Raw genomic sequence first — 24,177 nt, 5'->3', positions numbered from 1 at the left:
TGCGTGTCAAATCTTAACGGTTCGAAATCGGACTATATTTTTTTCCCTCTGGATTTAAAAAACACTGACGCTGGCAAGGCTCTCTCAGCTGCGTCCCGGCTATGCATTGGACTATCCGGGTCAAAGGCGGTCATGTTGGGCCTCTTCCGGGATAATCGGCAATTGCTCAGTTCGATGTCCTTCTCAGAAAGCGTTCCAAGGGAAAAAATGTCTTCTTTATTGATACAGGCAGAACCCTGTCCAGACGGGACTTTCAAGATGGACGGTCACAGTATTTTTAATTTAACTGTTCCAATAAAGGATGATAGTTTCTGTCATGCGTCGCTGGTAGATCCAGCGACAACCGATTCAGGCAATTTGGAAGAGTCTATGATAAGGACAATCCGTGGCTCATTTATACTCTCGGGCAGTATGGGCGAATCGTCCGTTACTCTGCAGGCCGACGAATCCCGTTCAGGTTTTGATAAGGGTTTGTCAGGATTGTCATATGCACTTGACAGGCTGCGGCGCAATATTTCGCACAATCTGCTGGTTGACAGGATCGCACTTTACATTTATACGGACGGCGGATTGATGGAATCCGGTCTGTTTTCTCATATCGAGCCTTCCCTTAGCGATTGCTGCAACGATTCAAATGTGTTTTTAGAACTCAACATCCTTTTGAAGATGCAGATCTCCGTCAGCTTAGACAGCAATGTTGCGCCGGCCTTCTCAACCCTCGCAAAGTTTTACAGCGGCATGATACTTTGTCCTGTTGCCATTGCATCAAACTATATTCTTATTTTTTTGATAGATCCTGGCGATTCCCCGTTCAAACAGCTTGAGGATTTCGCCACCCTGCTTCAGAGATTGATAAGATCGCTCCTCCTCGGGAATATCAGGGATGCAGCAGATATCGAAATTGCAGCCAAATCTCAATTTCTGGTTGAAGCGTTGAATGAAATCAGTCTGACTGCGGATATTCCTTCTCTGCTGGAAGTTTCCTTCTCTGCCTTATCCGGCATTCTTGGCAACTCTTCCGAACTCTGTCTGCTCAGCATCAGTAACGGAACAGTATCATGTTGTCCTGAATTCTGCAAATGCACGGATCGGAATTCTTCATCGGCTGGAAGATATCTTGCTGGCGACATCAATGTTCACAGGGCGTCAGCTGAGCAGGTAGTGATAATTTCGGAAAAAAACGAAGTTTCAAGCACATCTCTGTCAGAACCGCCCGTAAGCGGCGTGCCGGATTCAGGCAACGGCCTTAACTACCTCTGCTACATTCCGCTGATGAAATCGGGCGCAACTGCATCGACAGTATATGCTAGAACCGCGGCTGATGCCGAATATTCGTATCTCTCTGCTGCATTGAATGCAATATCGGTTGCGGCAAGATCAAGGAGCCGCGAAATATCGTTGCTCACTCAGTTGATTGCTGAGAGAGAAAATCTGGACGGTTTGAGGAGTCTCATCAGCACCTTTTCATCCAGAAATGTCAGTGAGAATCCAGTCAATAACGTAGCGAACAACCTGCTTTCTGCATTCTCAAAACTGACTTGTGCAGTATACTTCAAAAAGGGAGGCGATCCGGAGTGTATTTCTGTTGCCCGGCGATTCAATGGTCCAGTGGGTACAGCCGATTTGTCAAACCTGACTGCAGATCAGCTGGCCCCTGATTATTCCGACACCCTGATTTTCGAAACAAAGAATTCAAACGATAATCAGCTCGGGAAACTGATGGTTTCAATTTTTGGGGAGAGGATCAAATACGACAATCAGGTCTGCATAGGTCTCTTTCAACACAGCGGCAAAGACTTAATCTCTCTTCTATGCGTTATATCAAACGAGTCGATCCAGGCAGCAAATGCAACCGCCTCCTCCCTTAAACCTGTATTCAGGGCAATCTGCATGCTGGAAAATTTCAGAGAGGGCATCAGCGCCCGGCGATCAATCGATTCCGTCAACAGAGCTCTGCTTGAGGAGTTCGGCAAACTGGACCCGCAAACAACGCTGTACGAACTGTGCAGCACGTTTTGCAGGCTGATGGCCGACGCATTCGGATTCGAACTTGCTATATTCTACCATTACTCGCCTGCAGGTCACTACAAACTTATATGCTCCTATCCAGAAAATGAGACTGGCTTGAATGAGGAAATCAGAGTTGAAGACATACCTGCTTCCCATCATTCAACATATCGCATTTCACAATCCGATTTTCTTAATCGGCAGATAACAATAGAGACAATCGCAGGTCTCAAACAGCACAATTTTAAAAGTGGCCTGCTTGTGCCCGGGCCTGTCGGCAACAATTCCTCCTATCCGCTCTTCTATTTGTTTCTTCTCGGCAGAAAATCGCCGGCGTTATCAGAAACCGGTAACCTGTCCATCATGCGTTACGCTGGTATTTTTGGAAATTTTCTTTTTATGATGGGCTCCCAAAGCATGAAGTCATTGAATTTTTCCATTGGCGCTGATATGTCCGACCTGATTTCCTCCTCATTCAAAACCGACGGCACCGGCTGGAAGCTAAACGAGACAGATGTTTCGTCAAGATTCTGCCTGCTTGTATCAAAGGTGACAGGCATGTCGCACTCCGCTCTCTACAGCCTGCGGAAGAGAGATGCAGTCGTTCACTGCATTTCAGTATTCTCTTCCGCAGAAAGCGTCGATGCAAAGCTGATAAATGACATTGGGAAGTTAATCTGCGACGTCATTCTGTCGAAAGATATGGAATCCGCAGGAAAAGTGATTCAAATCTCATCAAAGGATCTGCTGGAACGACCTGGTTTGAGCAGATGTGGAGTTTCCACACTCCTGATACTTCCCGGGAATAAGCATGATGACGACAGTGAGGACGTTTTTGTAGCCTTTGACTTGCAGAGAAAACATGTCTCGGGAGAAAATATGGAGATAGCTGCCTCAATAGCATCCGCATTCTCTAATGTCATCGAGAGCAGACGCAATGCAATCAATTCTTCTCTTTCTCTTTCCGCGCTGTCTTCCGAACTGCGAATCGCCAGAAATGTAAGTTCAACATTTGAGCTTCGTTCAATTCTGAACTACAGCTGTGAGGAGGTTACGGCATTCACTTCCCCGGATATTGTGCTAATTTTCCTTCTGGATGAAAACGGGCAGCTGCGGCTGGAGTTTGCCTCCGGTCATAATAAAAACCTCGTGGAGGAATCTCTGGGTGCAGGCATCGGCCGGTGGAAGCTGTATGGGGAAAAACAGAACGGTTTTGCTTCTGTGATTACAGAATCCGGAGGCTATTTTTCTTTTGAGAATGAAAGCAAGTGCCAAACGGCAATCTCAAACTTTCCTGATGATTTCAGATCAGCCTTTGCAGATATAGTCAAAGGAGATGCGATTAAATCAATCATGGGGGCACCGATATCTTTTGCCGGTAAATTACTCGGCGCCATTGTTTGCTTAAATATTTCTGAGGGTTCGTTCAGTAAGATAGACCTTGACTTTATCCAGACTGTATCCGCCATAGTTTCGACCGGTATCGAAAACTCCAGAAATTTCAGGGCAACATATGACGCTCTCAACAAACTGAGCCGGCTGGATACGCTGCGTTCAAATTTCTCAAGCATTGCGGCCCACGAGCTGCGGACCCCTCTGACATCTATCAAGGTATACATAGAGCTCATGAAAATGGGGAAGGTAGGCAAATTCAACGAAACTGAGATGAAGAACGTAGAAAGCCTTCTAGCAAGCGTAACCGAACTGAATGAGATAATAACAAATATGCTGGAATTCACAAGAATGGAAGCTATGTTGCTGGAAATAGAAATGCAGCCAATCTCCATGGTGCCTTTGGTTGAAGAGGTCACTTCGATGATTTCCCCCCAACTTGATACAAAATCCATTGATCTGAAAGTCGATATTCAGGAAGATCTGGCGAAAGTAAATGCCAATTATTCGCTGATGAAAAAGGTGTTTCACAATCTTGTCTCTAACGCGGTGAAATACACGAATCCGGGCGGGAAAATAATCATTTCACTTAAAAACGAAAGGGACGGAGTCCTGCTTTCGGTTGAGGATACTGGGAGGGGCATTACTGATGAAGATATGCCGTTCATATTTGACAGATATTATGTTGTTGATGCTTCAATCCTGCATTCCGGCACCGGTTTCAGGTTCGGCCTTCCGATTTCGAAGCTCATCGTTGACAGGCATGGCGGCAGGATTTGGGTCGAGAGCAAGGTGGGAAGCGGCTCGGTTTTCCATGTGTTCATACCTTCACGCAAAGAGGTGGTCACTGAAGAGTGGCTTTCAGAATCTGCGGACTACCTGCACTAGATATCCTGTTCTTTGATATTCAGACATCCCTGACCGGATGGATTAATATGTGATCTTTTGCCAATGAACCGTATCGTTTTGCCTGTGCGACCGTAAGATGAAGCGAATCGCAGTCAACCGGCTTATCCCACGTCGACTCGATAACCGCCAGTTCGGCTCCGCTGCACTCCTCCTCCAGTTCCCTGCACGGTCCCGTATCACCCGAAAAAACGAGTTTACTGCCGTTAACCGTTATGCAGTACCCATTTGAAGGAACTATGTCACCGCACCTGTTGGAAGGAAAGCTGTCTCTGTGCCGTGTTCTGAAACTCCGGAATACGACTGGTGATTTGACCGGGTAACTGAATTTGTCATATGAACTTGCCACATTGACGATAAAGTGCAATTTCGGCTGAATTTGCCTGATAACGTTCCCTATGAAACCGCTGTCACCGCACGGCGTAAAAATATTCAGATCTGCTGTTCTTCCCGCAACTTCCATGAGAAGCAGAAATGAAGGTATTCCGCCTGCATGATCCATGTGCTCATGCGATATCAGTACGTCAGACAGCGTTTCGTACCTCGCAGAATTCCGACCGTACTTCGAAAATAGGAAGCTGGACGTGCCGTCACCGCATTCAACCAGAATCTGCCTCTCGTCTTCCCCCTTGACCTCCAGCAGCATTGAGGTGGAAAGACCCGGCTCTGAGAATGGAATCGTGAGCTTTACAGCTTCGTTTTGCCATTCTTTGCTTTTCATTGCCCACCTCATTGCTGAACCGCAATAAGATATTTTATTATATTTTCTCCTATCGACTTGAAACGACCGTGCTGTCTGGCCGCCGTTAGGCCGCAGTTCAGGCGCCTTTTGGATATTTGTATATAAATTTAACTGCATAAAGTAAGACAATTGTCTGACGGAAAGTATGAAATACTTGCTTTGCGATATAGCCAACAGCTGCGAAAGTGGCTAAAAACAGAAGAGAGGGATGCATCAGAAATGGCAATGAGAGAGATTCCCTTCGAGGAAGCAAAGAGAATTGCATACTCAAAGGGACTAAGACCCGCGAAGGTGAAGGGAACGACAAAGCTCGAGTTTACCAAGGGTAACAACCCGAGACTCGAGGAGACAACCTGGGATGATTTCGAAAACCTGCTTTATGCCCGGGGGCTTTCCGTTCACGAGAGCGGCGGCTTCATGAAAGTAATGAAGAAGTAAGAGTAATTCTGCAACAATCTGTGATGCGGTTTATTCTTGCACAAATCTCTTAATTTCATTTTTATTCAGGAACAGCCTTTTGCCCCCTTTTTCCAAAACAGCTATTAAGAAAGCTGAATATACATCCTGGACGGGTATTTTTCCTCAAAAGCGCCGCCGGCACATCAAATCGTTAATATATCGAATAATTATAACTTCTGCATATGGCAGGCACAATTCAGTCGACAGGGACAACAACACTGGGATTCAAATGGAAGGACGGCATCCTCGTGGCGACCGATCGCAGGGCAACGATGGACACAATGATCAGCTCAAAGAACACAACCAAGCTCCACCGGATAAGCGATCACATTGTAGCAACTATAGCCGGCGGGCTTGGAGACAGCCAGCACGTCGTAAGGGTTCTTCAGGCTGAAAGCAACATTTTCAAGTTCAAGAACGGCTTCGAGATCAGTGTTGGCGGAATATCCACACTCCTAGCAAACATGCTCAATCAGACCAAATTCTATCCGGAATATACATTTCCCATAGTGGCGGGTGTCGATAAAACAGGATCTCACGTCTATTCTGTCGACCCGGCCGGCGGGGCGGAAGAGGACGACTTCATATCGGTGGGATCAGGCTCACCATACGTTTACGGTGTTATGGAGGACAGATATAAGTCAACCGATCTGCCAAGGGAAGAAGCCCTTGACCTTGCTGTCAGGGCCATCTGCGCCGCACTGAAAAGGGATTCGGCCACTGGAAACGGCATAGATGTCGTTTCTGTGAGCCAGAAAGAGTTCTTCAAATGGGCTGACAGGGATATAACCAAACTCGCATCAAGATACGGCGTTAACTTCTGATGCCGCAATGCTGTAACAATATTGGAGCTATGCACCCATTCAGGTCATCCAGCCGAGTTGCCTCTTTGCATCTTCAGACATTTTTTCCGGGGTCCAGACGGGTTCCCAGACAATATCCACGTTTGCCTCTTTCACACCGTTTATGGAGAGCAGTTTCGAAGTTACATCATCCTTCAGCATACCGCTGACAGGACACCCAGGGGCTGTCAGTGTCATTGTCACCGAAACCTTGCCGTCCTCGATTGAAACGTTGTAAACGAGCCCAAGATCCACTATGTTGATGGGTATTTCAGGATCGTAACATTCTCTCAAAGTTTCGAGCACTTCTTCTTCGGTAGGCATCCACTCACCATTCTTTTATTACCCAACAATTCATATTAATATTTACTGAAGCTGCTGTTCAGAACCTTAAATTTAAATAGCAAACATGGCAAGTGCTGTAAAACCCGAATCCGATCACTGCGTTTACTTTGCCTGTCAGCAACAGGCAAAACGAATAAAAACAATTTCGGCATGTGATTCTGAATGAAAAAAGTCATACTAGCCTCGGTAATGGTTGTTCTTCTTTCTGCAAGCCTGATTCAATTGTCCTCTTTCCCGCCTACAGGAAGATCTCCTGATTTCTACCTTCCGGTAAATTCCGATGGTCTGCCTGTTCCAGCCGGCTCTGCGTCTGTCCATAAACTCGATGATGCAACGTTTCACATTCTGGTATCGCTCAAACTGAACCATGAGCAGGCGCTTGCCACGCTGATTGCGGAACAATCGAATCCTGCAAGCTACAATTACCATGCGTTTCTTTCGCCCGCGCAGTTTGATTCCCGTTTTTCTCCGACTGAGTCCCAGGTGCACGCTGTGACGGACTATCTTCAGAGCCACGGGATTCATGTGCTGCACGTGGCTTCGGACAGGCTTCTCCTGGAGGCAACTGCGACACCTTCCTCTGTGTCCTCCGCTTTTGGAGTAACTATGATTTCATTCACTCTTCAAGGCAAAACTTACTATACCGCAGCAGGCACCGTCACCGTCCCTTTTCAGATAGCGCCCCTGGTAAACGGAATAGAGGGTCTCCAGAATTTTGATGTTGCATCCCATCCCGCCCTTTATGTTAACAATTCGGCAGCTCCATATTATACGCCTCCGTCAGGACCGGATGCTTCACCACCATACAACCCCGCAACAATACATGAGGCGTATAATTTTACCGGCATTTACAGTGACGGATATTCGGGTTCGGGCACTGCTGTTTCAATTGTAACAGCCTACGCTTTCAGTAATTCAACGGTTGCAAATTTCGACAATACATTTTCGATTGTGCCAAAGAGAATAAATGTGCTCCAGCCGTACGGGCAAACTTCACAGCTGGATCTTGAAACGACTCTTGACACTGAATGGATGAGTTCAACAGCTCCCAACGCAACAATCAATGTAATTGAGGGGCCGAATCCGCAGCTGTCCACGTTTACAGAGCTTTTCAACTATGTTGTCGAACACAATCTCTCCTCTGTAATGACAACGAGCTGGGGAACTCCCGAGAGTCAGACACCTACGTCAACAATGTCTTCCGATAACCAGACATTCATGCAGGCGGCCGCGGAAGGTATCACAACCTTCGCTGCAAGCGGAGATTTCGGCGCATATGACAATACGTCTTCTCCAACTGTCGACTTCCCTGCTTCGTCGCCGTTCGTGACCGGAGTGGGCGGGACATGGCTTAACCTGACACAATCCGGAAGCAATGTCGCAGTCTCTTCCGAGACAGGATGGAACAGGAGCGGAGGAGGCGTAAGCACTGTCTTCAGCAGGCCTTCCTGGCAGACAGGATATGGAGATTTTGTATCTGGCGGCGGAAGGGAGGTACCTGACGTTTCCCTTAATGCGAAACCGAGCAGCGGCTACTTCGTATATTACAACAACACATGGGATGAGGCCGGCGGAACGAGTTTTGGTGCACCTATCTGGGGCGGAATAATTTCACTGGAGAACCAGGTCCGGCTTGCAAAAAGTGAGGGACCAATTGGTTTCCTGAATCCAGCCATTTACAAAATTCTCAACAGCGCCAATTATTCAGTTTCATTCAATGATGTCACTTCGGGTTACAACGGCTACTACAGCGCAGGACCGGGATATGATATGGTCACCGGCATCGGTACTCCGTCCGTCTACAATCTCCTTCTTGTGCTGGCGAGACAGCCGACACAACCACTCGCAGCACATGCAACCGGCTCTCCCTCCTGGGGAGACATTCCGCTCTCTGTTTCGCTGTATGCAAACATAACCGGCGGCCTGCGTCCGTACAACATAAACTGGGCTATAAACAACTCATCGGGAGGATGGAGAACATTCAACAGCTCGGCAGCCACGGTAGCTAAGATTTCGCACGCAGGAAACTATTCATTTCGCCTTACTGTGACAGATAACGCATCCGAAACATCCGTTTCATTTTTCAACGTGACAGCGTACAGCGCGCCGGGGAATACAATGTCGGCGGCCCTTTCCGGAACTCCTTCAAACGGGGACGCACCTCTCGCCGTCTCTTTTTCCACCGCTGTCAGCAATGAACCGTTCGGAGTCATTTCCACTTCATTCGATTATGCATTCGGTGATGGCTCGTACCTGAACGATTCCGGTTCGGCGACTGCGACACATGTTTATTCCAGCGGCGACACGATTTCTGCTCTTGTGACCGTGTATGCGCTGGATACGGGAGCACCGAACGGCTACTACACTGCACAATCTATTTTCAGCATAGCTGTTTATCCCCACCTTGCCGTTTCAATAAATTCGAGCAGACTGGGAGGCAGCTATCCGCTGCGTATAACATTCACGGCTGTGGTTGCTGGCGGCAGACAGCCATATGCCGCTAGCTGGCAGTATGCCAACCAGTCCGTAGTTTACAGATCTAGCGGTATGTCGCTCAACGTCACCTACACTGCTGTGGGAAACTATTCACTGTTTCTGACAGTGAAGGACTATTACGGATCGTCCGCAAACGCCTCCGAAACCATACGCGTCTTCCCTCCTCTGAACGGAATCATAACTGTCCTGCCTTCAAGCAACGGTGTTGCACCGTACAATGCTACCTTCAACGCCAGCGTTTCCGGGGGTTCAGGCGTCTATTTCTACTCATGGCATTTCGGTGGCGGTGCTGTTTCCAGCGGAAATCCCGTAAACCATGTGTTCGCATCAGGTGGCACATATCGTGTAAAGCTTATCGTTACGGATACGGCAGGAGATACCGTCAATATCACCACGCAACTGACGATTCAGGGACTGGGCCTTATCCCGCTTCTCGAAAATCATACGACGCTGATTATACTGTTTCTGACTATTATAATCGCAGCGACGGCAAGCTATTTCATCGTCAGGAAAAAATAATGGTTTTGCAATATCTCTTAATACCAAATTACTTATGATTTCACGGTGCTTCGAGTGCCTCCTACTTCCATTTACAGGAAGGGCTCCGAACTCTTTAATGACGGGAAAGTGAGCCTTGATGCCGAAACCGAAAAGGGCGTCTATCTTTTTGTGGAAGGGGAGCACAGGCGATACGAAGTAAGGCTGATGAGCGGCGGATCATTCAACTGCACATGTGCGCTCGGCAGTCTCAAAGCAGGCAAACCGGTAATCTGTTCCCATGTTGTGGCAGCAATTCTCTTTGAAACATCCCGCGAGAGGAGGAGCGTAGATTCATCTCTTCCCTGAGTCGCTCCCGATAGAATAGGACACTATAATTCCAGAGCCCACGGATACAACAACAACGGCAAGGGGGCCGATTATTGCGTACCAGGGGATCAGGTTGAGTCCCAGCACGTCCACAGTGGTTATCTGGCCGGCCGACTGGACAAACGGCTTTGAGGCGGCAATCGTTCTGAACGACAGCGTCTGGGAATATGCTCCGGGTGACGAATATGATGACAGTGTCAGCGAAAGAGTCGTATTGCTTCCAATGGCTGCATTCGGCGGCACAAAAACTGTAATCTCGTCTGAATAACTGCTGCCGGAATACAGTACAAAGCGGCTGTGTGAGATGCTGTAGTTCCATCCGGGAGCTCCGGTGAACCGGAGGTTGGAGACGGAGAGCGGTATGGTCCTGTAACCGTTTGCTGCTGTCAGGTTGATGTAGTACGTTGCGAAACTGCCGTCCGCCTGGACCAGGCTGGTCGCATTTGTGCTCTGCGTTATTGATGTAGGCGTCAGGAACAGGAAGGCAACAAATATCAGCGATACGAGGACGATCACTGCAATTATGTCCAGTATTTCGATTTTTATATTCACAGCCTACAATTGCCAGCTAATAATTAATTTCTTCTGTCATCTGTCACAAAAAAACAGGGTAAGTAAAAAATAAAAGGTTTGGGGAGACCCGCTGTAATGGATATCAGCTAAGTCGGCGGCCCTGTAGGGTTTATAAACACCAGTGCAAGCGACGACATCGGGATATGGGCTCCAAATCCATCGTAGGACATGTCAAACATGCCCGAAGTCCCTGTCCCGTTCCCTGTCTGAGATGGGTTATGTGCCGTGACATATAGAAGACCCGTTGCGTATTCTGTGTGCCTGTTTATCATCAGTTTTATCTTCACTGACGGTAGGACGGTTGTGTTTGAATACGTAACAGCCTCGCCTGCCCCTTCAGAGCCGGCGCCTGCATTTCCTGTTCCATTGATGCGAGATTGCTCATTTCCATTCCGGTTGTTTGTGCTGTAACTGAAAGTACCATCGCTGATGCAGATAACGGTTGTAACCGATGTTGTCTGAGCGTCGAGCAGTACGTGTATCCCGCCGTTGACCTTTATGCTGAGTTCAGAGTCGTTCAGGCATATCAGCGTGTATACTGTGTATGTGGCAGGCTGGCTGCTCGGTGGCGGCTGTGCCGCGGCATTAACCGAAAAGCCTCCCTGTATCGAAACTTTCATTTCCGAATTATTCAGAAACAAAAATGTCCCGATCTGCACGGTTGGAGCCGGCGGCATTGGCGGTTGCGGATGTGCATTTAAGGCGACACCGCCTGACACCGAAATTTCGAGACTGGAGTTGTTCATCTGAATGATGGTAGCGAGTGGTGCTGTTTCGTTCATCGGGGAAGTGCCTGTGTCCAGGCCAATGTTCAGGCCCCCATTTATCCGGACGGATGCCTCTGAATCATTCAGGTAGACAGAGGTATATGCGACAATCCGGACTGTGGTGTTATCCGTTCCGGCAGAAGCCGTTCCTGCCGGTTGCTGAGATGTCTGCTGCAGTCCGCTTATTTCCAGATTTATCTCCGAATTGATGCTGCTTATTGAAGTGAAACTAACGATGCTCAGGCCAGGCGGCGGAGGCGGCGGAGCGTGAGTTCCGAAGGATATCCCGCCATTTATGCGCAGATTGATTTCCGAATTGTTTGCCGTTATTACGGTATAAACGATGAGCTCGCTGTTCGGCGGCGGTGCATTGAGATCGATGTGTATCCCGCCGTTGACCTTTATGCTGAGTTCAGAGTCGTTCAGGCATATCAGCGTGTATATCATGTAAATGAGTGGCTGGCCGCTCGGCGGCGGCGGTGCTGCCGTGTTTATGTCAATGTGTATCCCGCCGTTTATCTCTGCATTCAGTTCGGAGTTGTTCAGACAGATGGATGTGTATATCAGGTAGTTCGGTCTTGGAATTGTTGTGTTCACAGCCGTAACTATGAAAGTCAGCGTTGAGCTGTTTTCAATCCCGTTTGACGATATGGCTGTTATTGTAACCACAAATGTCCTGTTGAACGAAAACAGCTCCGTAAGATTCAGTATGCTGAGCGGTCCCGGTGTGACTACCGGTGCAGTGTAGTTGGCGTCTGTCAGTGTAGCATTCACTGGAACCATTTCAACCCAAGGGACGCTTGCAGTCCAGTTTATCAATCCGGTTGTGTTCACTGCAGTATAGTTGATGACGTATGTCCCTGTCGAGCCGGAGGGTACAGTGATAGTTGCCGGAAGGTTCTCGAAGATGATTTTGCCCGCTGGTGCCGGCGAGATTTTCTCGCTGATGATGTTGAATGTAATTGTTGATGAATTTGTAATCCCGTTGCTTGAAATTACAGATATGTTCACAATCGCTGTTGTGTTGGCAGTCACATTCGGGGCGGTGTAGTTTGCAAATGCGGTTGTGCCGTTATTTGTTGAGACCATCACCCAGGTTCTGTTAGCGCTCCAGACAAGTGGCGCTGTCGCATTTAATGCAGTGTAGTTTATGGTGAATGTTCCTTTTGAACCGGAATATACCGTCAGTGTCGCGGGCAGATTGTCAAGCATTATGTATGATTTGACAGAAACAGCGGATGTGATGTAGTCAATAACCGTGAGCGCAGAGCTGTTGGCTGCGCCGTTGGCCGAGGATACGTTTATGCTCACGACGTAGGTTGTGTTGGCAGTCACATTCGGGGCGATGTAGTTTGCCACTGCGCTGGTGCTGTTTATTGTTGTAATCGAAACCCAGGATTCGTTTGTTGCCCACGAAAGTGGTCCTGGGCTATTTTTCTCTGTATAGTTTATCACGTAGCTTCCTGAAGTGCCAGATCTCACCCTAACGGTTGCTGGAAGATTGGTAAATGATATCGACGGTTTCTTTGGTTTGGGCACTGGAGCCTGATGGTAGCTGGTTATGTTGACCGAAACGAACGATGGTGTGATTGTGCCAACAGCCGCTGCCTCGTGGAAATCGATATGTCCGCTGGCGTTATCGTTTCCCGTGATCTTGAGCGTTATGTTGGTATCCCTGAATCCCACCGGCATTTCCCCGAGCGTTGACTCGATACCCTTTCCCCCGTCTATTATATTCCAGTTTGTTCCCTGCGCCATAAAATACGCTGTTGCGTTTGTTACCGGTGACTGGCTGTCCACAGTTACGGTTATTCCCTGAACATATCTGTCAGTGACTAAAAATGTCAGAGGGAAGCTCTGGTTTGCGCTGACGCTCATGTTTACAACCTCCGGATAGCCGCTGACTTCTGCATTCCCGGGGGCAGTTGTTGATGACTTTGTCTGCTTGGACGGAAGAGACAGGAGGTAGACTGCCAGTCCGCTGATGATGAGTATTGCGACCACTATGGCTACAACGATCCGTCTCCCGGATCTGGTCTTGAGTAGATTTCCTAGCATATTTGTCTCATCCCTCAGCCGGTTTTGGCAGGACCCTTTGAAAATCCCGTCCCAGCCACTGCCTTCTGTCTCGCCTCTATATCCACCCTGAGCTGCTGTATTTCAGAATTTACCTTCTCCATCCTTCCCTTCAGTTTCATTCTGTAGTTGTCGTTGCGGTAGATTATGGATTCGTAGTCATTCTGAGTAATCTCATTCTTTGCTATACGGGTCTTAGCCCCCTGTTCTATCATTTCACATACTCTCAATTCCTCCTCCAGTTTCTCCCTCTCCTTGGTGAGCATTTCAAGCTTCTTGCTCAGCCTGTCAATTTCTGTTTCCCCGCTCTCGGCAGCGTTACCCTGTTTCTTTAAAATGTCAATAAAGAAATGGGTGGCGACTGCACCGATTGTTCCTCCAAGAAGCGTGACCGCAATTTCATACCCGAGCTGAAAAATCTCCTGGGAGGAACCGGACGCGGCAATATACGGGGAAATGGTAACGGTGAATGGGATCTCCAAAAAAGGGAAGGAAACAAATAAATGCTGCCAGTAGAGCAGTGCAGCCAGCGACAGAATGCTGAAAACAAGGGCCATGGAAAACGCGCTGGCAATCCTGACCCTCTCCGATACGATTGCACCGGCAAGGAGCGAAGCAATAAGAATTGAAAGATATGCCTCGAGATGAATGGCGCCAGCTGCGGCTAGAACCAAAATTGCAACGATAGCACCAATCAGCGCCCTGTATCCTGTTTTCATATCAGCACGATCCGGCGTCTGCAGAGAGCATGCATCCCACCTTCCTTCCAAAGAACGAAGACGTCTTTGCCAGCTGCCAGACTAATGTTGCTATCAATCTTGATAATTTATAAATTGTGGTCGAAATCTGCATTTCAGTCCAGGCTGGACTGTCACGGGGCAACAAGAGTGACCTGATTCAGAGGTTAATCATGTCATTCAGTACCTGAAGCGATGTCTTCTGATTTGGCCAGTTCAGTCTTTCCGCCGCCTGTTTATAGGGCAGCCATGCATATTCGACATGCTCTTCCGAAATTCGAACTTCCCTGGTTCCTGTCTGGACGCCAAAGGAATGTTCTTCAATTTTAGTATTATCTTTCGTGAATTCGAATGGAACGCGCAGATCAATGATGTATGCCAGCTCTCCAATGCCTGTCTCCTCCTCTATTTCTCTCTGTAGCGCATCCAGGAGTTTTTCGCCCTTTTCGACATGACCTGTCACCGGTCCCCACATTCCTCCTCTGCTCTCTGGTCTCCTCAGCAGCAGATACTCCATGCTTTCGGCTGCATTGTAGAGCAGCGCCTGGATCTTCATTATTCTCTCCAATTTATCACCACGATCATTTATGCTCCGAATGTGTACGAATCAGTGCCATCCTCTTCTTGCCATATCCCGGCCGATGACCATTCTCTGTATTTCATTTGTTCCCTCGTATATTTCGGCAATACGGGCATCCCTGTACATTCTTTCAATCTCGGAGGTTTTGATGAATCCTGTTCCGCCATGTATCTGAAGCGATTCATCCACACAGAAAGAGGCTGTTTCACTTGCAAATGTTTTGAGCATGGCTGCTTCCCTGGTAAGATCCTCCCTTTTGCTTTTCGGCCACGCGGAAACGTCCGTTCCCAAAGCATCCGCTCTTGCAGCTACGTTGTATAGGAAGTAACGGAGTGCTTCCGTCCTTATCCCCATTTCTGCAAGCTTGAACTGGATAGCCTGAAATTCCGCGATAGACCTGCCGAACTGTATCCTGTTTTTTGCGTATGCAAGAGCAAGCTCTATTGCCCTGGATGATGCACCCAGGGAACCTGCTGAAAGCGTAATCCTCCCGACATCCAGTGTTGTCATAGCGATCCTGAAGCCATCTCCGATCCTGCCAAGAACATTCTCCTCTGGGACGCTAACGTTGTCGTAGAACAGCTGCATAGTGCTGCTTCCCCTGATTCCCATCTTTTCCTCTTCTCTCCCGAATTTGATACCACCAAATTTCCTTTCGACAATGAATGCGGTCAATCCACCGGCGGCACCCTGTTTTCTGGCGGTGGCGGCAAAAACAATGTAGACATCTGCCTCCTTTCCGTTAGTTGCCCAGAGCTTTGTGCCGTTAATCACGTAGCTATGCCCCTCCTTTGTCGCCGTTGTCTGTATGGATGAAGCATCTGAACCGGCGCCCGGTTCTGAAAGATTGAAAGAGTGCAGGGTTGTCCCCTTTGCTGCCGGTATTAGGTATTTCTGTTTCTGTTCCTCATTTCCAAAGTAGAGCAGCGGGATGCTTCCTAGTGAACAGTGTGCGCTGAGGATTGTGCACACAGAAGCATCCACACGGCCAAGCTCCTCGAGAAGAATGCAGTACCCCGTTTTTCCAAGACCGGCTCCGCCGTACTCCTCCGGAATTGGCACTCCCATGTATCCCATTCCCGCCATCCTGCTTATGATTTCAGAAGGGAATCTGGCTTCCCTGTCGATCTGGGCGGAAAGCGGTCTAAGCTCCGTCTCGAAAAATTTCCTTGCACTTTCCCTCAGCAATTCCTGTTCTTCGGAAAATGAGAAATCAACCAATCATTTCACCTTCCAGTATTGATGTAAGCGCCTTCTCCTGTATCTTCTTCTGTATAAATCGATGTGCAAAATCTGCATTTCCCTCCATATGAATGCGTCTTGCCGTGATGCATGAAATTACCGTTGCCACGTTCACTGTGAGGAATAGTCAAAAAATCCCTTTCCGGTCTTCCTTCCCAGTCTTCCCGCATCAACCATTCTTTTAAGCAGCGGTGATGGTCTGTACTTGGAGTCACAGAATTCGTCGTACAGAACCTTCGAGACATTGTACGAGATGTCCACTCCGACCATGTCTGCCAGCTCAAGCGGTCCCATGGGCAGCCCTGCACCTTTTTTCATTGCCGTATCTATGTCACCGGCGGAGGCTATGCCCTCCTCGAGGAGGAAGCATGCCTCGTTCAGCATGGGGACAAGGAGCCTGTTCACCAGGAAGCCCGGGGATTCCCTGACCCTGATAGGCACCATCTGGTACCTGTGGTTCTTCATGCTTCTGATCAGGTCAACGACCTTTGCTGCAGTCTCCTCAGCTGTATCGATTCCGGGGATTATTTCCACAAGAGGCAGGGTATACGGCGGGTTGAAGAAATGCATGCCGATAACCCTGTGCCTTGTATTTGTCGATGAAGCTATGGCTGTAATTGATATGGAGGATGTATTGGATGCCAGAACTGCGCTTTCCGGCGCAACACTTTCCATTTCGCCGAATATCTTCTTCTTGACACCGATATCTTCAAAGGCAGCCTCAATTACGAGATCGGCATCCCTGAGATCGTCATAGGACGTTGAACCGTGTATTCTTGCCAGAATTTCATTTTTTTCCTTTTCCGAATACAACGGTTTGAGTGACGCCCTTACGGACCCTTTCTGCTCTTCGGTGAGTTTTACACCAAGTTCCTCTATTTTCCTTATCTGTCCCGATGCTCTCCCCGATTGAAAGGAAACAAGATCAGACAGTATCCTGTCGATATTTTTCATGCCTTTCCGAACAAGTCCGTCGTTTACATCCTTCAGTGTTACTTCCATCCCATTGAATGCAAACAGCTCTGCTATCGCCGAGCCCATTGTTCCTGCGCCGATGACCCCTATTTTCTTTGCATTGAGCATACTGTTATCATCTCCCGGTAGGCCAGATGGACAACAATTAATTAATAACTCCCGGAAGAAGACATATTTCCCGTGCGGATTCAATGACCTGAATTGTGCCTTTTTCCGCTAATGGCTCTCTTTCTGGAACGCGATCCCCTTTTTCCCATCTCGTGCAAAAACAACTCTGTCTCCCACAGCTATTTCAGCAGGTGAATGCACCTCCGCCATCCAGCCGGATGTGCTGCCACCTTCATCAAGGTCAACAACCACATATGCATACGGTGCATCCTCCACGAATTTTTCAGATGGCACGCTGAGCAATGTGTATGTCCGTACTGTGCCGCTCCCCTTGAATGTGAAAGGCGATAGTTTTTCAGAATGGCATCGGGGGCACAGAAGAGTGAAGGTCAGACCTCTGTGGCCGCACTGCCCGCAAACGTAACCAACAAGTCTTCCTGCTCTGATATTTTGCTCAAAATCAGAAATAGACTGCACGCCGTTCACCTTCTTCTTCCCAGTATGTGTATGGAACAGGAACCGCCCGTTGCCCCCACATTGTGTGCAAGTCCTATCTCTGCGCCTTTAACCTGCCTCTGGCCGGCCTTCCCGGTGAGCTGCTCGTAAATCTCATGTATCTGCGCAACGCCTGTTGCGCTGACAGGATGTCCTTTGGCCTTCAGCCCTCCGGAGGGATTAACGGCTATTCTTCCTCCTATGGCCGTTTCCCCCTCCTCTGCTGCCTTCCCTCCACAGCCCTTCCTGAAGAAGCCGATATCCTCTGTAGCAATAATTTCTGCTATCGTGAAACAATCGTGGACTTCAGCAACATCAACATCCGCTGGTTGCAGATGTGCCCTGGAAAAAGCCCTTTCTGCAGCTTTGGACGCTCCTTCCAGATGGGTGATGTCATTCCTGTCCTGCAAAGTGGCGGCACTTCCAGCCCTTTCGCTGGACATGATTTCCACGAGTTCCTGCGTGAGTTTCCTCGCCTTTTCCTCCGAAGCAATCACAACTGCGGCTGATCCGTCGGAAAACGGGCAACAGTCGTAAAGATGGAAGGGGTATGCGACAACCGGAGACTCGAGATAATTCTCCATTGTTATCCTCTTGTGGAAATGGGCTAGCGGATTTTTGGCAGCGTTTTCATGATTCTTGATGGCAACTGCACCGAGCATATTCTGTGTTGTGCCGTATTTTTTCATATGTGCAATGGCCATACTGGCATACAGACCCGGGAAAGTAACACCGCTGCTGGCTTCAAATGAAAAATCGGAACCCATTGCAAAATATGTTGTGGCTGAAAGAGTGTCAAGGTGGCTCAGCTTTTCCCCTCCGGCAACGAGACAGACTTCATCCTGACCGCTTGCCACGTGCACATAAGCCTCATGTAGCGCTGCAGAGGAGCTCGAGCAGGCGCTTTCCACAGTCACTGAAGGCACTTCGGGAATGCCCAGGGCCGAATTGATCAGCGGCCCCACATGCAGCTGCCCTTCGGTGATGCCGAATGCATTGGAATAAAATGTCGAATCGATTTCAGTAGGTTCTATTCCGGCGTCATTTATTGCATTAAGTGAGACAGTTGCTAGCGATTCCCTTCCTGTTTCATTCATCCTTCCGAATTTTGACATTGAGCTTCCTACGACAAACACCTTCCTCATTTCAGGCTCTCCATCCGTGTCCGTTCATGTCGGTTCAATAGTACAATACCTGTATTTATTCATGTGAATTATTTCAGTCCCGTTTCCGGTACCGAGCGGTTCTGAGAATTCCTTTATTACCTGTGTCCATTACTGAGAGGTGAATGAAGTCCCTCTCTCGAACAGAAAACTCCGACTCTGCCGAGCAGCATGGAAGCGGAAAACACATCTCTGTAAATGTTTTGGAACCGTTCAATCTAAAGCTGACGGTTGAGTGCGGGCAGGCCTTCAGATGGAACAGAACGGGTTCCTACTACTACTGCGTTCAGGGGCGCAGAATACTGAAGATAAGACAGAGAGCGAACGAACTGATGGTTTCAATGAGCCCCGATACAGGATATTTCGGCGTGCTTGGTGCGATCGGAGAATTATTCAGATTTGACGACAACATCAAAACAATAATGGAAGAGATTTCCAGGGATGACAATATAGAAGCGGCACTGAGGAAATACGCGGGATTGCGTCTTATGAGGCAGGACCCGTGGGAATGCCTCGCATCCTACATTTGCTCAATAAATTCCAACATACCGAAAATAAGAGGAGACGTTGAAAGGCTCTCTTCTCGTTACGGCGATGAAGTGCATTATGAAGGCAGAACTTTCTGGACATTTCCCACAATAGATGCACTGGCCAATGCGCGGGAATCTGAATTACGGTCGATGAAACTGGGCTTCAGATCGAGGTATCTGGCAGATGCTGCGAAAAAGGTAAGGGATGAGGGGATAGACCTCAGCTCGCTCAGAAGGATGGATTACGACAGGGCATTTGAAATACTGAACGAATTCAACGGTGTCGGACCCAAGGTTGCAGATTGTGTCCTGCTTTTCTCGATGGACAAGCTTGAAGCCTTCCCTGTTGACCGCTGGGTAAAGAGAGGCGTGGAACTGCTCTATTTTGACGGCAGAACTGTGCCTATTCGGAAAGTGAGGGAATGGGCAATGGAACATTTCGGAAGATTTGCGGGATACGCTCAGGAATATCTGTTTTACGGTTCAAGACTCAGGAAGATTTTAGCCGACGATCGCGTTTCAGCTTCCGAATCTCCTCCGCCTTAGCTGATAGGAGCGTATGGCCCTGAGAAAATCAAGAAGGCTGAATGTCGGCCAGTATACATCACTGAAATAGAGTTCGCTGTAGGCAGCCTGCCAGAGGAGGAAGTTTGAAATCCTTTCTTCACCCGACGTCCTCAATACAAGGTCAGGGTCGGGAAGTCCGTCCGTGTAGAGGAATTTTGACATTAATTTTTCATCTATGTCGTCTATAGTGATTTCGCCGGCAGTTGCCTTCCTTGCTATCTGCTTTATGGCTGTTATGATCTCCTGCCTGCTTCCGTAAGCCACTGCAATGTTGTACGTATAGTCGGTGTAGGATCTCGTTCTCTCTTCGGCATAGCGTATCGCCCTCTGTACTTTATCGGGCAGCAGCTCGATCTGCCCTATGGCCCTTATCCGTATGTGATGCCTGTGCACTCGCGCATCATCCCCCACCTTTTTGAAATTCTCCTCAAACATATTCATCAGCGATTCTACCTCGTCGCTGTTCCGCTTCATGTTTTCCGTGGAAAATGCATAGACAGTCAGCACCCTGATATCCAGCAGCAGACACCAGTCAAGCATTTGCTCCAGTTTATCCTTGCCCCTCCTGTGCCCTTCATTCTGCAGCAATTCCATTTCTTCCGCATATCGCCTGTTGCCGTCCATTATTACAGCCACATGCCTTGGAACAGGGAATTTCCTCACTTCCGCCAGGAGACGCTTTTCATAAGCGCTGTAGGCCGTGTCGGCAATGGCCTTTGCTATGCCTCTTGCTGTCGACATATCTCCTTTCGTCTGGCGATCCTGGCTCATTGGATATCCTTTCAGAGCTCTATTGTCTCGCCGACCTTCATAACCTTTACCCTTATATTTCCAGAGCTGATCCGCCTGACCTCCTCCTCAAACTTCGACGGATCCTGCTGTATTGCGGGAAACGTACTGTAGTGCATAGGAATCACGATTTCCGGCGCAATAACCGATGAAGCAAACGCAGCCTCTCTGATCCCCATCGTGAATCGATCTCCAATCGGTAGTATTGCAACCTTCGGCCTGTAGAAGTCTCCTATCCATTTCATATCGCCGAAGTATCCCGTGTCCCCCGCATGATAAACAGTGACGCCGCTTTCCACCACAAAACCGGCCGGCGAACCGCCTGTCTGAAGCGCTTCCCCCTCAAATACATCAGACGAGTGCAGAGCATTTACCATGTTTATGCTGCTATCCATAATTCTGACGCCGCCGCCGATATTCATCTGTTCCACTTTGGCTCCCTGAGAATCAAATCTAACAGCCAGTTCGAAAATTGACGCAATTGGGGCCTTGTTTCTCTTTGCAATGTCTACAGAGTCGCCCACGTGATCGCCGTGGCCATGCGAAACACAAACGATATCGGTTTTTATCTCGGCGGGCCTGGATTTTGCAACAGGATTCCCGGAAATAAACGGGTCAAACAGTATTCTGTTCTTTCCTTCAAGCAGAAATGCGGAATGGCCCAGCCAGGTCAATTTTGTCGTCTGTATCACCTTTCAACACACGAAAAGCAACAGTCGCTATTAAACTTTGGACATCGAGACTCTGCCACAATTTGACCTGTACGCTCTGGCAGTTCAATTGTATGTGTCGTTCTTTTGTCTCTGCAGAGGCAAAAGCACATTGCCTGCACCCTATTTGGTTCCCGCTCTGTTTTTGTCTCCGGCGCTGCAATAATTATGCATTCAGCTATGAAGGTTCATTAATCCCTTCCATAAAACAGGATGTCAGTAGCTGTTCCATAGGCGTCTGAACAGCAAAGCACCAGGCAGCGCAACCGCTGGCCTGAAGATGCGAAGCCGTGACTGATTGTTACCTGCAAGTGTGCCGCTGGGAGCTGATGACATATTTGACCGCAGCAGGTATAAATCAGCAGGTCATCGCGCTTCCGTGACATTGCCACTGCCCGGTCCGTGAATTGATCTGGTACGTTCACTGCAAAACCGGGATCCGTCACGATTCCTTCGGTTTATTGCCTTATGCTGAAAATTATACCGTGCTGTCATCGATTCGATACAATCTTTTAAAATACCGTAGTCTTTCCGCTTTCCGGTAAACACGGTGCTGAAATGAATTTCATCTGCCTTGACTGCTCGACTGTCATTTCAGCCTCATCTGTACTTCTGTCATGCAAGAAATGCGGAGGGCTGCTCGAATGGATGAGCGAGGGTGAGGTTAAGGTAAGCAGTTTGCTGCCGCCGCCGCAGGATTTCAATTTGTGGCGCTATTCCGCACTTCTCCCCCAGGTAGATGAGGAAAAGATAGTCTCCCTGTCAGAAGGCGGTACACCGCTTCATTACGCTGAAAACCTGGCAGAGGTTATGGGGATCGAAGAACTGTTTGTCAAGAATGAAGGAAAAAATCCCACCGGTTCATTCAAGGACAGGGGAATGAGTGTCGCCATGACCGTGGCAAAGGCGACAGGTGTACGGATCGCAATGTGTGCTTCAACAGGAAATACGGCTTCTTCAATGGCGGCATATGGTGCAAAAGCGGGCATTCCCACGGTCGTCGTTGTCCCCCGGGGCAAAGTCGCCAAAACCAAACTCGCTCAATGTGTTGCCTATGGCGCCAGGATCGTTGAAACGAAAGGTAATTTCGATCAGGCGCTTGAAATAGTGAAGGAGAATGAAGGGACTGATGGAACGGGAATAATGAATTCCGTAAACCCCTTAAGGATAGAGGGACAAAAGACTGCCGCATTCGAAATATGCGATCAGCTTTCCGCTGCTCCCGACTGGCTCGTTATCCCGGTTGGAAACGGTGGAAACATAAGTTCATACTGGAAGGGATTCAAGGAGTTCAGATCAATCGGCGTGATTTCCGGGCTCCCGAAAATAGTCGCTGTCCAGGCAGAGGGTGCATCTCCGATCGTGCACGCATATGAGAAAGGTCTGAGTTCTATAGAGTTTACAGAATCGCCTGAAACCGAGGCTTCCGCAATAAGGATCGGAAAACCAGCAAACTGGAAGAGGGCCTTATCCGCTGTAAGGGAATCGGCTGGGCTTGCAATCGCTGTCACGGACCGCGAGATCATAGATGCCAGGAAAATGCTCGCGGAGAAGGAAGGGATCCTTTCGGAGCTTGCCAGCGCTTCCACCGTTGCGGCTCTAATCAGGCTGTCATCCAGACATCTTTTCAAGCAGGGCGAAACAGTCGTCTGCGTTGCGACAGGAAACGGACTCAAGGATGTCAGCGTTTCCGGAGCCTTCGACTCCACAGTTATTTCGTCCTCCGCCGAATTGCGGAAGATTTTGACAGCTATTTGAAAATCAGGAGTGCTTTATTTTGAGATTTATTTTAATTGGACTGGGTGAAGTCGGGCGATCGCTTCTTTCTATCATGGAAGAGAGTGGCTTCCATCAGTCTCGCACAACAGGCGATTTCAAGCTGATCGGAGTTGCCGACTCCACCGGATTCGCGTCGCACCCTGACGGACTGAAGTTCGCATCTGTTCTCAACTCCAAGAAAGAGGGGACGATATCAACCCTCCCTAATTTCTGTCAGGGGGGCAGGATCCGCGAACTGATCAAAGAGACGGATGCCGATATTGTCGTGGACTGCCTGCCTACAGACTACCGTGAGTGCGACTCTTCGCTTGAAATCATGCGTTCTTCCTTCAGAGCCGGTATGCACTATGTTACGGCAAGCAAGGCAGTCATGGCAATTCGGATGACGGAAGCACTGGAGGCAGCGCAGGAAAACGGTGTCATGCTGAAATTTGGCGCGACAGTTGGAGGAGGGACACCCTTCCTTGATTTTGGAAAAGAATGTCTTTTCCCTAACAGAATACGTGCCCTCAGAGGCGTTCTGAACGGAACAACAAATTTCATACTTTCCAGAATGACGGAAGGAGTTTCTCAGAATATTGCACTCGCCGAAGCTCGCCGCCTGGGCATTGCCGAAGCGGAGTCCTCAAACGACATCAACGGTACAGATGCAGCCGCAAAGATCGTAATACTTGCTAACTGGCTCTGCGGCGCGTCGCTACGTCTTGGCGATGTTACGGTCAAAGGTATCGGCGAAATTTCAGGCAAAGACATGCTCGAAGCATTGCGCGCGGGAAATACCATAAGGCTGATAGCCGAGTTTGATGGTCGAGCATCTGTTTCTCCAGTAGCGATACCAGTTTCGGACAGACTCAATATAAACGGAACTCTCAATGCGCTCTCGTACCACATCGACGGCGGCGATGTTGTCACGCTCACGGGTTCGGGGGCAGGCGGGAGAAGCACAGCACGCGCAGTTTTCCGTGACATGCTTCTGATACGCAGCAGGATTTAGGGAAAATAACTGCCTGTTGCTGTAAGCCATGGCTTG

21 protein-coding genes are annotated in these 24,177 nt (G+C 48.8%); 8 read left to right on the top strand and 13 right to left on the bottom strand.

Annotated elements, in window-relative coordinates; all coding sequences use genetic code 11:
* The first annotated feature begins 258 nt into the window (after positions 1-258).
* Positions 259-4,287 (top strand): GAF domain-containing sensor histidine kinase, encoded by a 4,029-nt coding sequence (locus tag KIS29_06135; GenBank protein MBX8639901.1) that lies wholly within the window; start codon positions 259-261, stop codon positions 4,285-4,287.
* Positions 4,288-4,306: 19 nt separating this feature from the next.
* Here the strand turns inward: KIS29_06135 and KIS29_06130 are convergent, their stop codons facing one another.
* Positions 4,307-5,026: an MBL fold metallo-hydrolase gene (locus KIS29_06130; GenBank protein ID MBX8639900.1), complete on the bottom strand. Its 720-nt coding sequence runs from the start codon at positions 5,024-5,026 to the stop codon at positions 4,307-4,309.
* 246 nt (positions 5,027-5,272) lie between these two features.
* Here KIS29_06130 and KIS29_06125 point away from each other — a divergent pair, with 246 nt between their 5' ends.
* The gene (locus KIS29_06125) at positions 5,273-5,485 is read left to right on the top strand and encodes a hypothetical protein (GenBank protein MBX8639899.1); all 213 of its coding nucleotides are present in this window, start codon (positions 5,273-5,275) and stop codon (positions 5,483-5,485) included.
* A 203-nt stretch (positions 5,486-5,688) separates the two neighbouring features.
* Complete coding sequence (locus KIS29_06120; protein ID MBX8639898.1) at positions 5,689-6,330, top strand: proteasome subunit beta; 642 nt, start codon at positions 5,689-5,691, stop codon at positions 6,328-6,330.
* Between the two features lie 39 nt (positions 6,331-6,369).
* On the opposite strand, the gene KIS29_06115 is transcribed toward KIS29_06120, so the two are convergent.
* A complete protein-coding gene (locus KIS29_06115; protein MBX8639897.1) occupies positions 6,370-6,672 on the bottom strand; it encodes a metal-sulfur cluster assembly factor in 303 nt (100 codons plus the stop codon).
* A gap of 183 nt (positions 6,673-6,855) precedes the next feature.
* On the opposite strand from KIS29_06115, the gene KIS29_06110 reads away from it, so the two are divergent.
* Complete coding sequence (locus tag KIS29_06110) at positions 6,856-9,708, top strand: PKD domain-containing protein (protein ID MBX8639896.1); 2,853 nt, start codon at positions 6,856-6,858, stop codon at positions 9,706-9,708.
* 54 nt (positions 9,709-9,762) lie between these two features.
* Entirely contained in the window at positions 9,763-10,035 is a 273-nt protein-coding gene (locus tag KIS29_06105; GenBank protein MBX8639895.1) for a hypothetical protein, read from the top strand.
* Here the strand turns inward: KIS29_06105 and KIS29_06100 are convergent.
* The 9 genes from KIS29_06100 to KIS29_06060 all read right to left on the bottom strand — a co-directional run bounded on the left by KIS29_06100 (position 10,021) and on the right by KIS29_06060 (position 18,754).
* Entirely contained in the window at positions 10,021-10,608 is a 588-nt protein-coding gene (locus KIS29_06100; GenBank protein MBX8639894.1) for a hypothetical protein, read from the bottom strand. The genes KIS29_06105 and KIS29_06100 overlap by 15 nt on opposite strands.
* A gap of 107 nt (positions 10,609-10,715) precedes the next feature.
* The gene (locus tag KIS29_06095) at positions 10,716-13,454 is read right to left on the bottom strand and encodes a hypothetical protein (GenBank protein MBX8639893.1); all 2,739 of its coding nucleotides are present in this window, start codon (positions 13,452-13,454) and stop codon (positions 10,716-10,718) included.
* Between the two features lie 14 nt (positions 13,455-13,468).
* The gene (locus KIS29_06090) at positions 13,469-14,191 is read right to left on the bottom strand and encodes a hypothetical protein (GenBank protein ID MBX8639892.1); all 723 of its coding nucleotides are present in this window, start codon (positions 14,189-14,191) and stop codon (positions 13,469-13,471) included.
* Between the two features lie 178 nt (positions 14,192-14,369).
* The gene (locus KIS29_06085; GenBank protein MBX8639891.1) at positions 14,370-14,777 is read right to left on the bottom strand and encodes an NUDIX domain-containing protein; all 408 of its coding nucleotides are present in this window, start codon (positions 14,775-14,777) and stop codon (positions 14,370-14,372) included.
* 39 nt (positions 14,778-14,816) lie between these two features.
* Positions 14,817-16,010 (bottom strand): acyl-CoA dehydrogenase family protein, encoded by a 1,194-nt coding sequence (locus KIS29_06080; protein ID MBX8639890.1) that lies wholly within the window; start codon positions 16,008-16,010, stop codon positions 14,817-14,819.
* Positions 16,003-16,140: a hypothetical protein gene (locus tag KIS29_06075; GenBank protein ID MBX8639889.1), complete on the bottom strand. Its 138-nt coding sequence runs from the start codon at positions 16,138-16,140 to the stop codon at positions 16,003-16,005. The genes KIS29_06080 and KIS29_06075 overlap by 8 nt, the downstream gene beginning before the upstream one ends.
* A gap of 2 nt (positions 16,141-16,142) precedes the next feature.
* Positions 16,143-17,114: a 3-hydroxyacyl-CoA dehydrogenase family protein gene (locus KIS29_06070; GenBank protein MBX8639888.1), complete on the bottom strand. Its 972-nt coding sequence runs from the start codon at positions 17,112-17,114 to the stop codon at positions 16,143-16,145.
* Positions 17,115-17,222: 108 nt separating this feature from the next.
* Positions 17,223-17,591: an OB-fold domain-containing protein gene (locus KIS29_06065; GenBank protein MBX8639887.1), complete on the bottom strand. Its 369-nt coding sequence runs from the start codon at positions 17,589-17,591 to the stop codon at positions 17,223-17,225.
* A 5-nt stretch (positions 17,592-17,596) separates the two neighbouring features.
* Positions 17,597-18,754, bottom strand: coding sequence for a thiolase domain-containing protein (locus KIS29_06060; GenBank protein ID MBX8639886.1), 1,158 nt, complete (start codon positions 18,752-18,754; stop codon positions 17,597-17,599).
* Positions 18,755-18,897: 143 nt separating this feature from the next.
* On the opposite strand from KIS29_06060, the gene KIS29_06055 reads away from it, so the two are divergent.
* A complete protein-coding gene (locus tag KIS29_06055) occupies positions 18,898-19,848 on the top strand; it encodes a DNA-3-methyladenine glycosylase 2 (GenBank protein MBX8639885.1) in 951 nt (316 codons plus the stop codon).
* On the opposite strand, the gene uppS is transcribed toward KIS29_06055, so the two are convergent.
* Complete coding sequence (uppS, locus tag KIS29_06050) at positions 19,822-20,610, bottom strand: di-trans,poly-cis-decaprenylcistransferase (protein ID MBX8639884.1); 789 nt, start codon at positions 20,608-20,610, stop codon at positions 19,822-19,824. The genes KIS29_06055 and uppS overlap by 27 nt on opposite strands.
* 41 nt (positions 20,611-20,651) lie before the next feature.
* Positions 20,652-21,347, bottom strand: coding sequence for a metal-dependent hydrolase (locus KIS29_06045; protein MBX8639883.1), 696 nt, complete (start codon positions 21,345-21,347; stop codon positions 20,652-20,654).
* 579 nt (positions 21,348-21,926) lie between these two features.
* Here KIS29_06045 and KIS29_06040 point away from each other — a divergent pair.
* A complete protein-coding gene (locus KIS29_06040; protein MBX8639882.1) occupies positions 21,927-23,126 on the top strand; it encodes a threonine synthase in 1,200 nt (399 codons plus the stop codon).
* 19 nt (positions 23,127-23,145) lie between these two features.
* The gene (locus KIS29_06035) at positions 23,146-24,141 is read left to right on the top strand and encodes a homoserine dehydrogenase (GenBank protein MBX8639881.1); all 996 of its coding nucleotides are present in this window, start codon (positions 23,146-23,148) and stop codon (positions 24,139-24,141) included.
* Positions 24,142-24,177: the final 36 nt, after the last annotated feature.

The organism is Candidatus Sysuiplasma jiujiangense (assembly GCA_019721075.1).
In the GTDB taxonomy this organism is placed as follows: Archaea; Thermoplasmatota; Thermoplasmata; order Sysuiplasmatales; family Sysuiplasmataceae; genus Sysuiplasma; species Sysuiplasma jiujiangense.
The sequence above is the reverse complement of the archived record's forward strand: the minus strand, read 5'-3'. Positions and strand labels throughout refer to the sequence as shown.

Excerpts from the sequence above, each read along its gene's own strand:
- KIS29_06135 (MBX8639901.1), top strand. The coding sequence starts at position 259 with ATGGACGGTCACAGTATTTTTAATTTAACTGTTCCAATAAAGGATGAT.
- KIS29_06130 (MBX8639900.1), bottom strand. The coding sequence starts at position 5,026 with ATGAAAAGCAAAGAATGGCAAAACGAAGCTGTAAAGCTCACGATTCCA.
- KIS29_06125 (MBX8639899.1), top strand. The coding sequence starts at position 5,273 with ATGAGAGAGATTCCCTTCGAGGAAGCAAAGAGAATTGCATACTCAAAG.
- KIS29_06120 (MBX8639898.1), top strand. The coding sequence starts at position 5,689 with ATGGCAGGCACAATTCAGTCGACAGGGACAACAACACTGGGATTCAAA.
- KIS29_06115 (MBX8639897.1), bottom strand. The coding sequence starts at position 6,672 with ATGCCTACCGAAGAAGAAGTGCTCGAAACTTTGAGAGAATGTTACGAT.
- KIS29_06110 (MBX8639896.1), top strand. The coding sequence starts at position 6,856 with ATGAAAAAAGTCATACTAGCCTCGGTAATGGTTGTTCTTCTTTCTGCA.
- KIS29_06095 (MBX8639893.1), bottom strand. The coding sequence starts at position 13,454 with ATGCTAGGAAATCTACTCAAGACCAGATCCGGGAGACGGATCGTTGTA.
- KIS29_06090 (MBX8639892.1), bottom strand. The coding sequence starts at position 14,191 with ATGAAAACAGGATACAGGGCGCTGATTGGTGCTATCGTTGCAATTTTG.
- KIS29_06070 (MBX8639888.1), bottom strand. The coding sequence starts at position 17,114 with ATGCTCAATGCAAAGAAAATAGGGGTCATCGGCGCAGGAACAATGGGC.
- KIS29_06060 (MBX8639886.1), bottom strand. The coding sequence starts at position 18,754 with ATGAGGAAGGTGTTTGTCGTAGGAAGCTCAATGTCAAAATTCGGAAGG.
- KIS29_06055 (MBX8639885.1), top strand. The coding sequence starts at position 18,898 with ATGAAGTCCCTCTCTCGAACAGAAAACTCCGACTCTGCCGAGCAGCAT.
- uppS (MBX8639884.1), bottom strand. The coding sequence starts at position 20,610 with ATGTCGACAGCAAGAGGCATAGCAAAGGCCATTGCCGACACGGCCTAC.
- KIS29_06040 (MBX8639882.1), top strand. The coding sequence starts at position 21,927 with ATGAATTTCATCTGCCTTGACTGCTCGACTGTCATTTCAGCCTCATCT.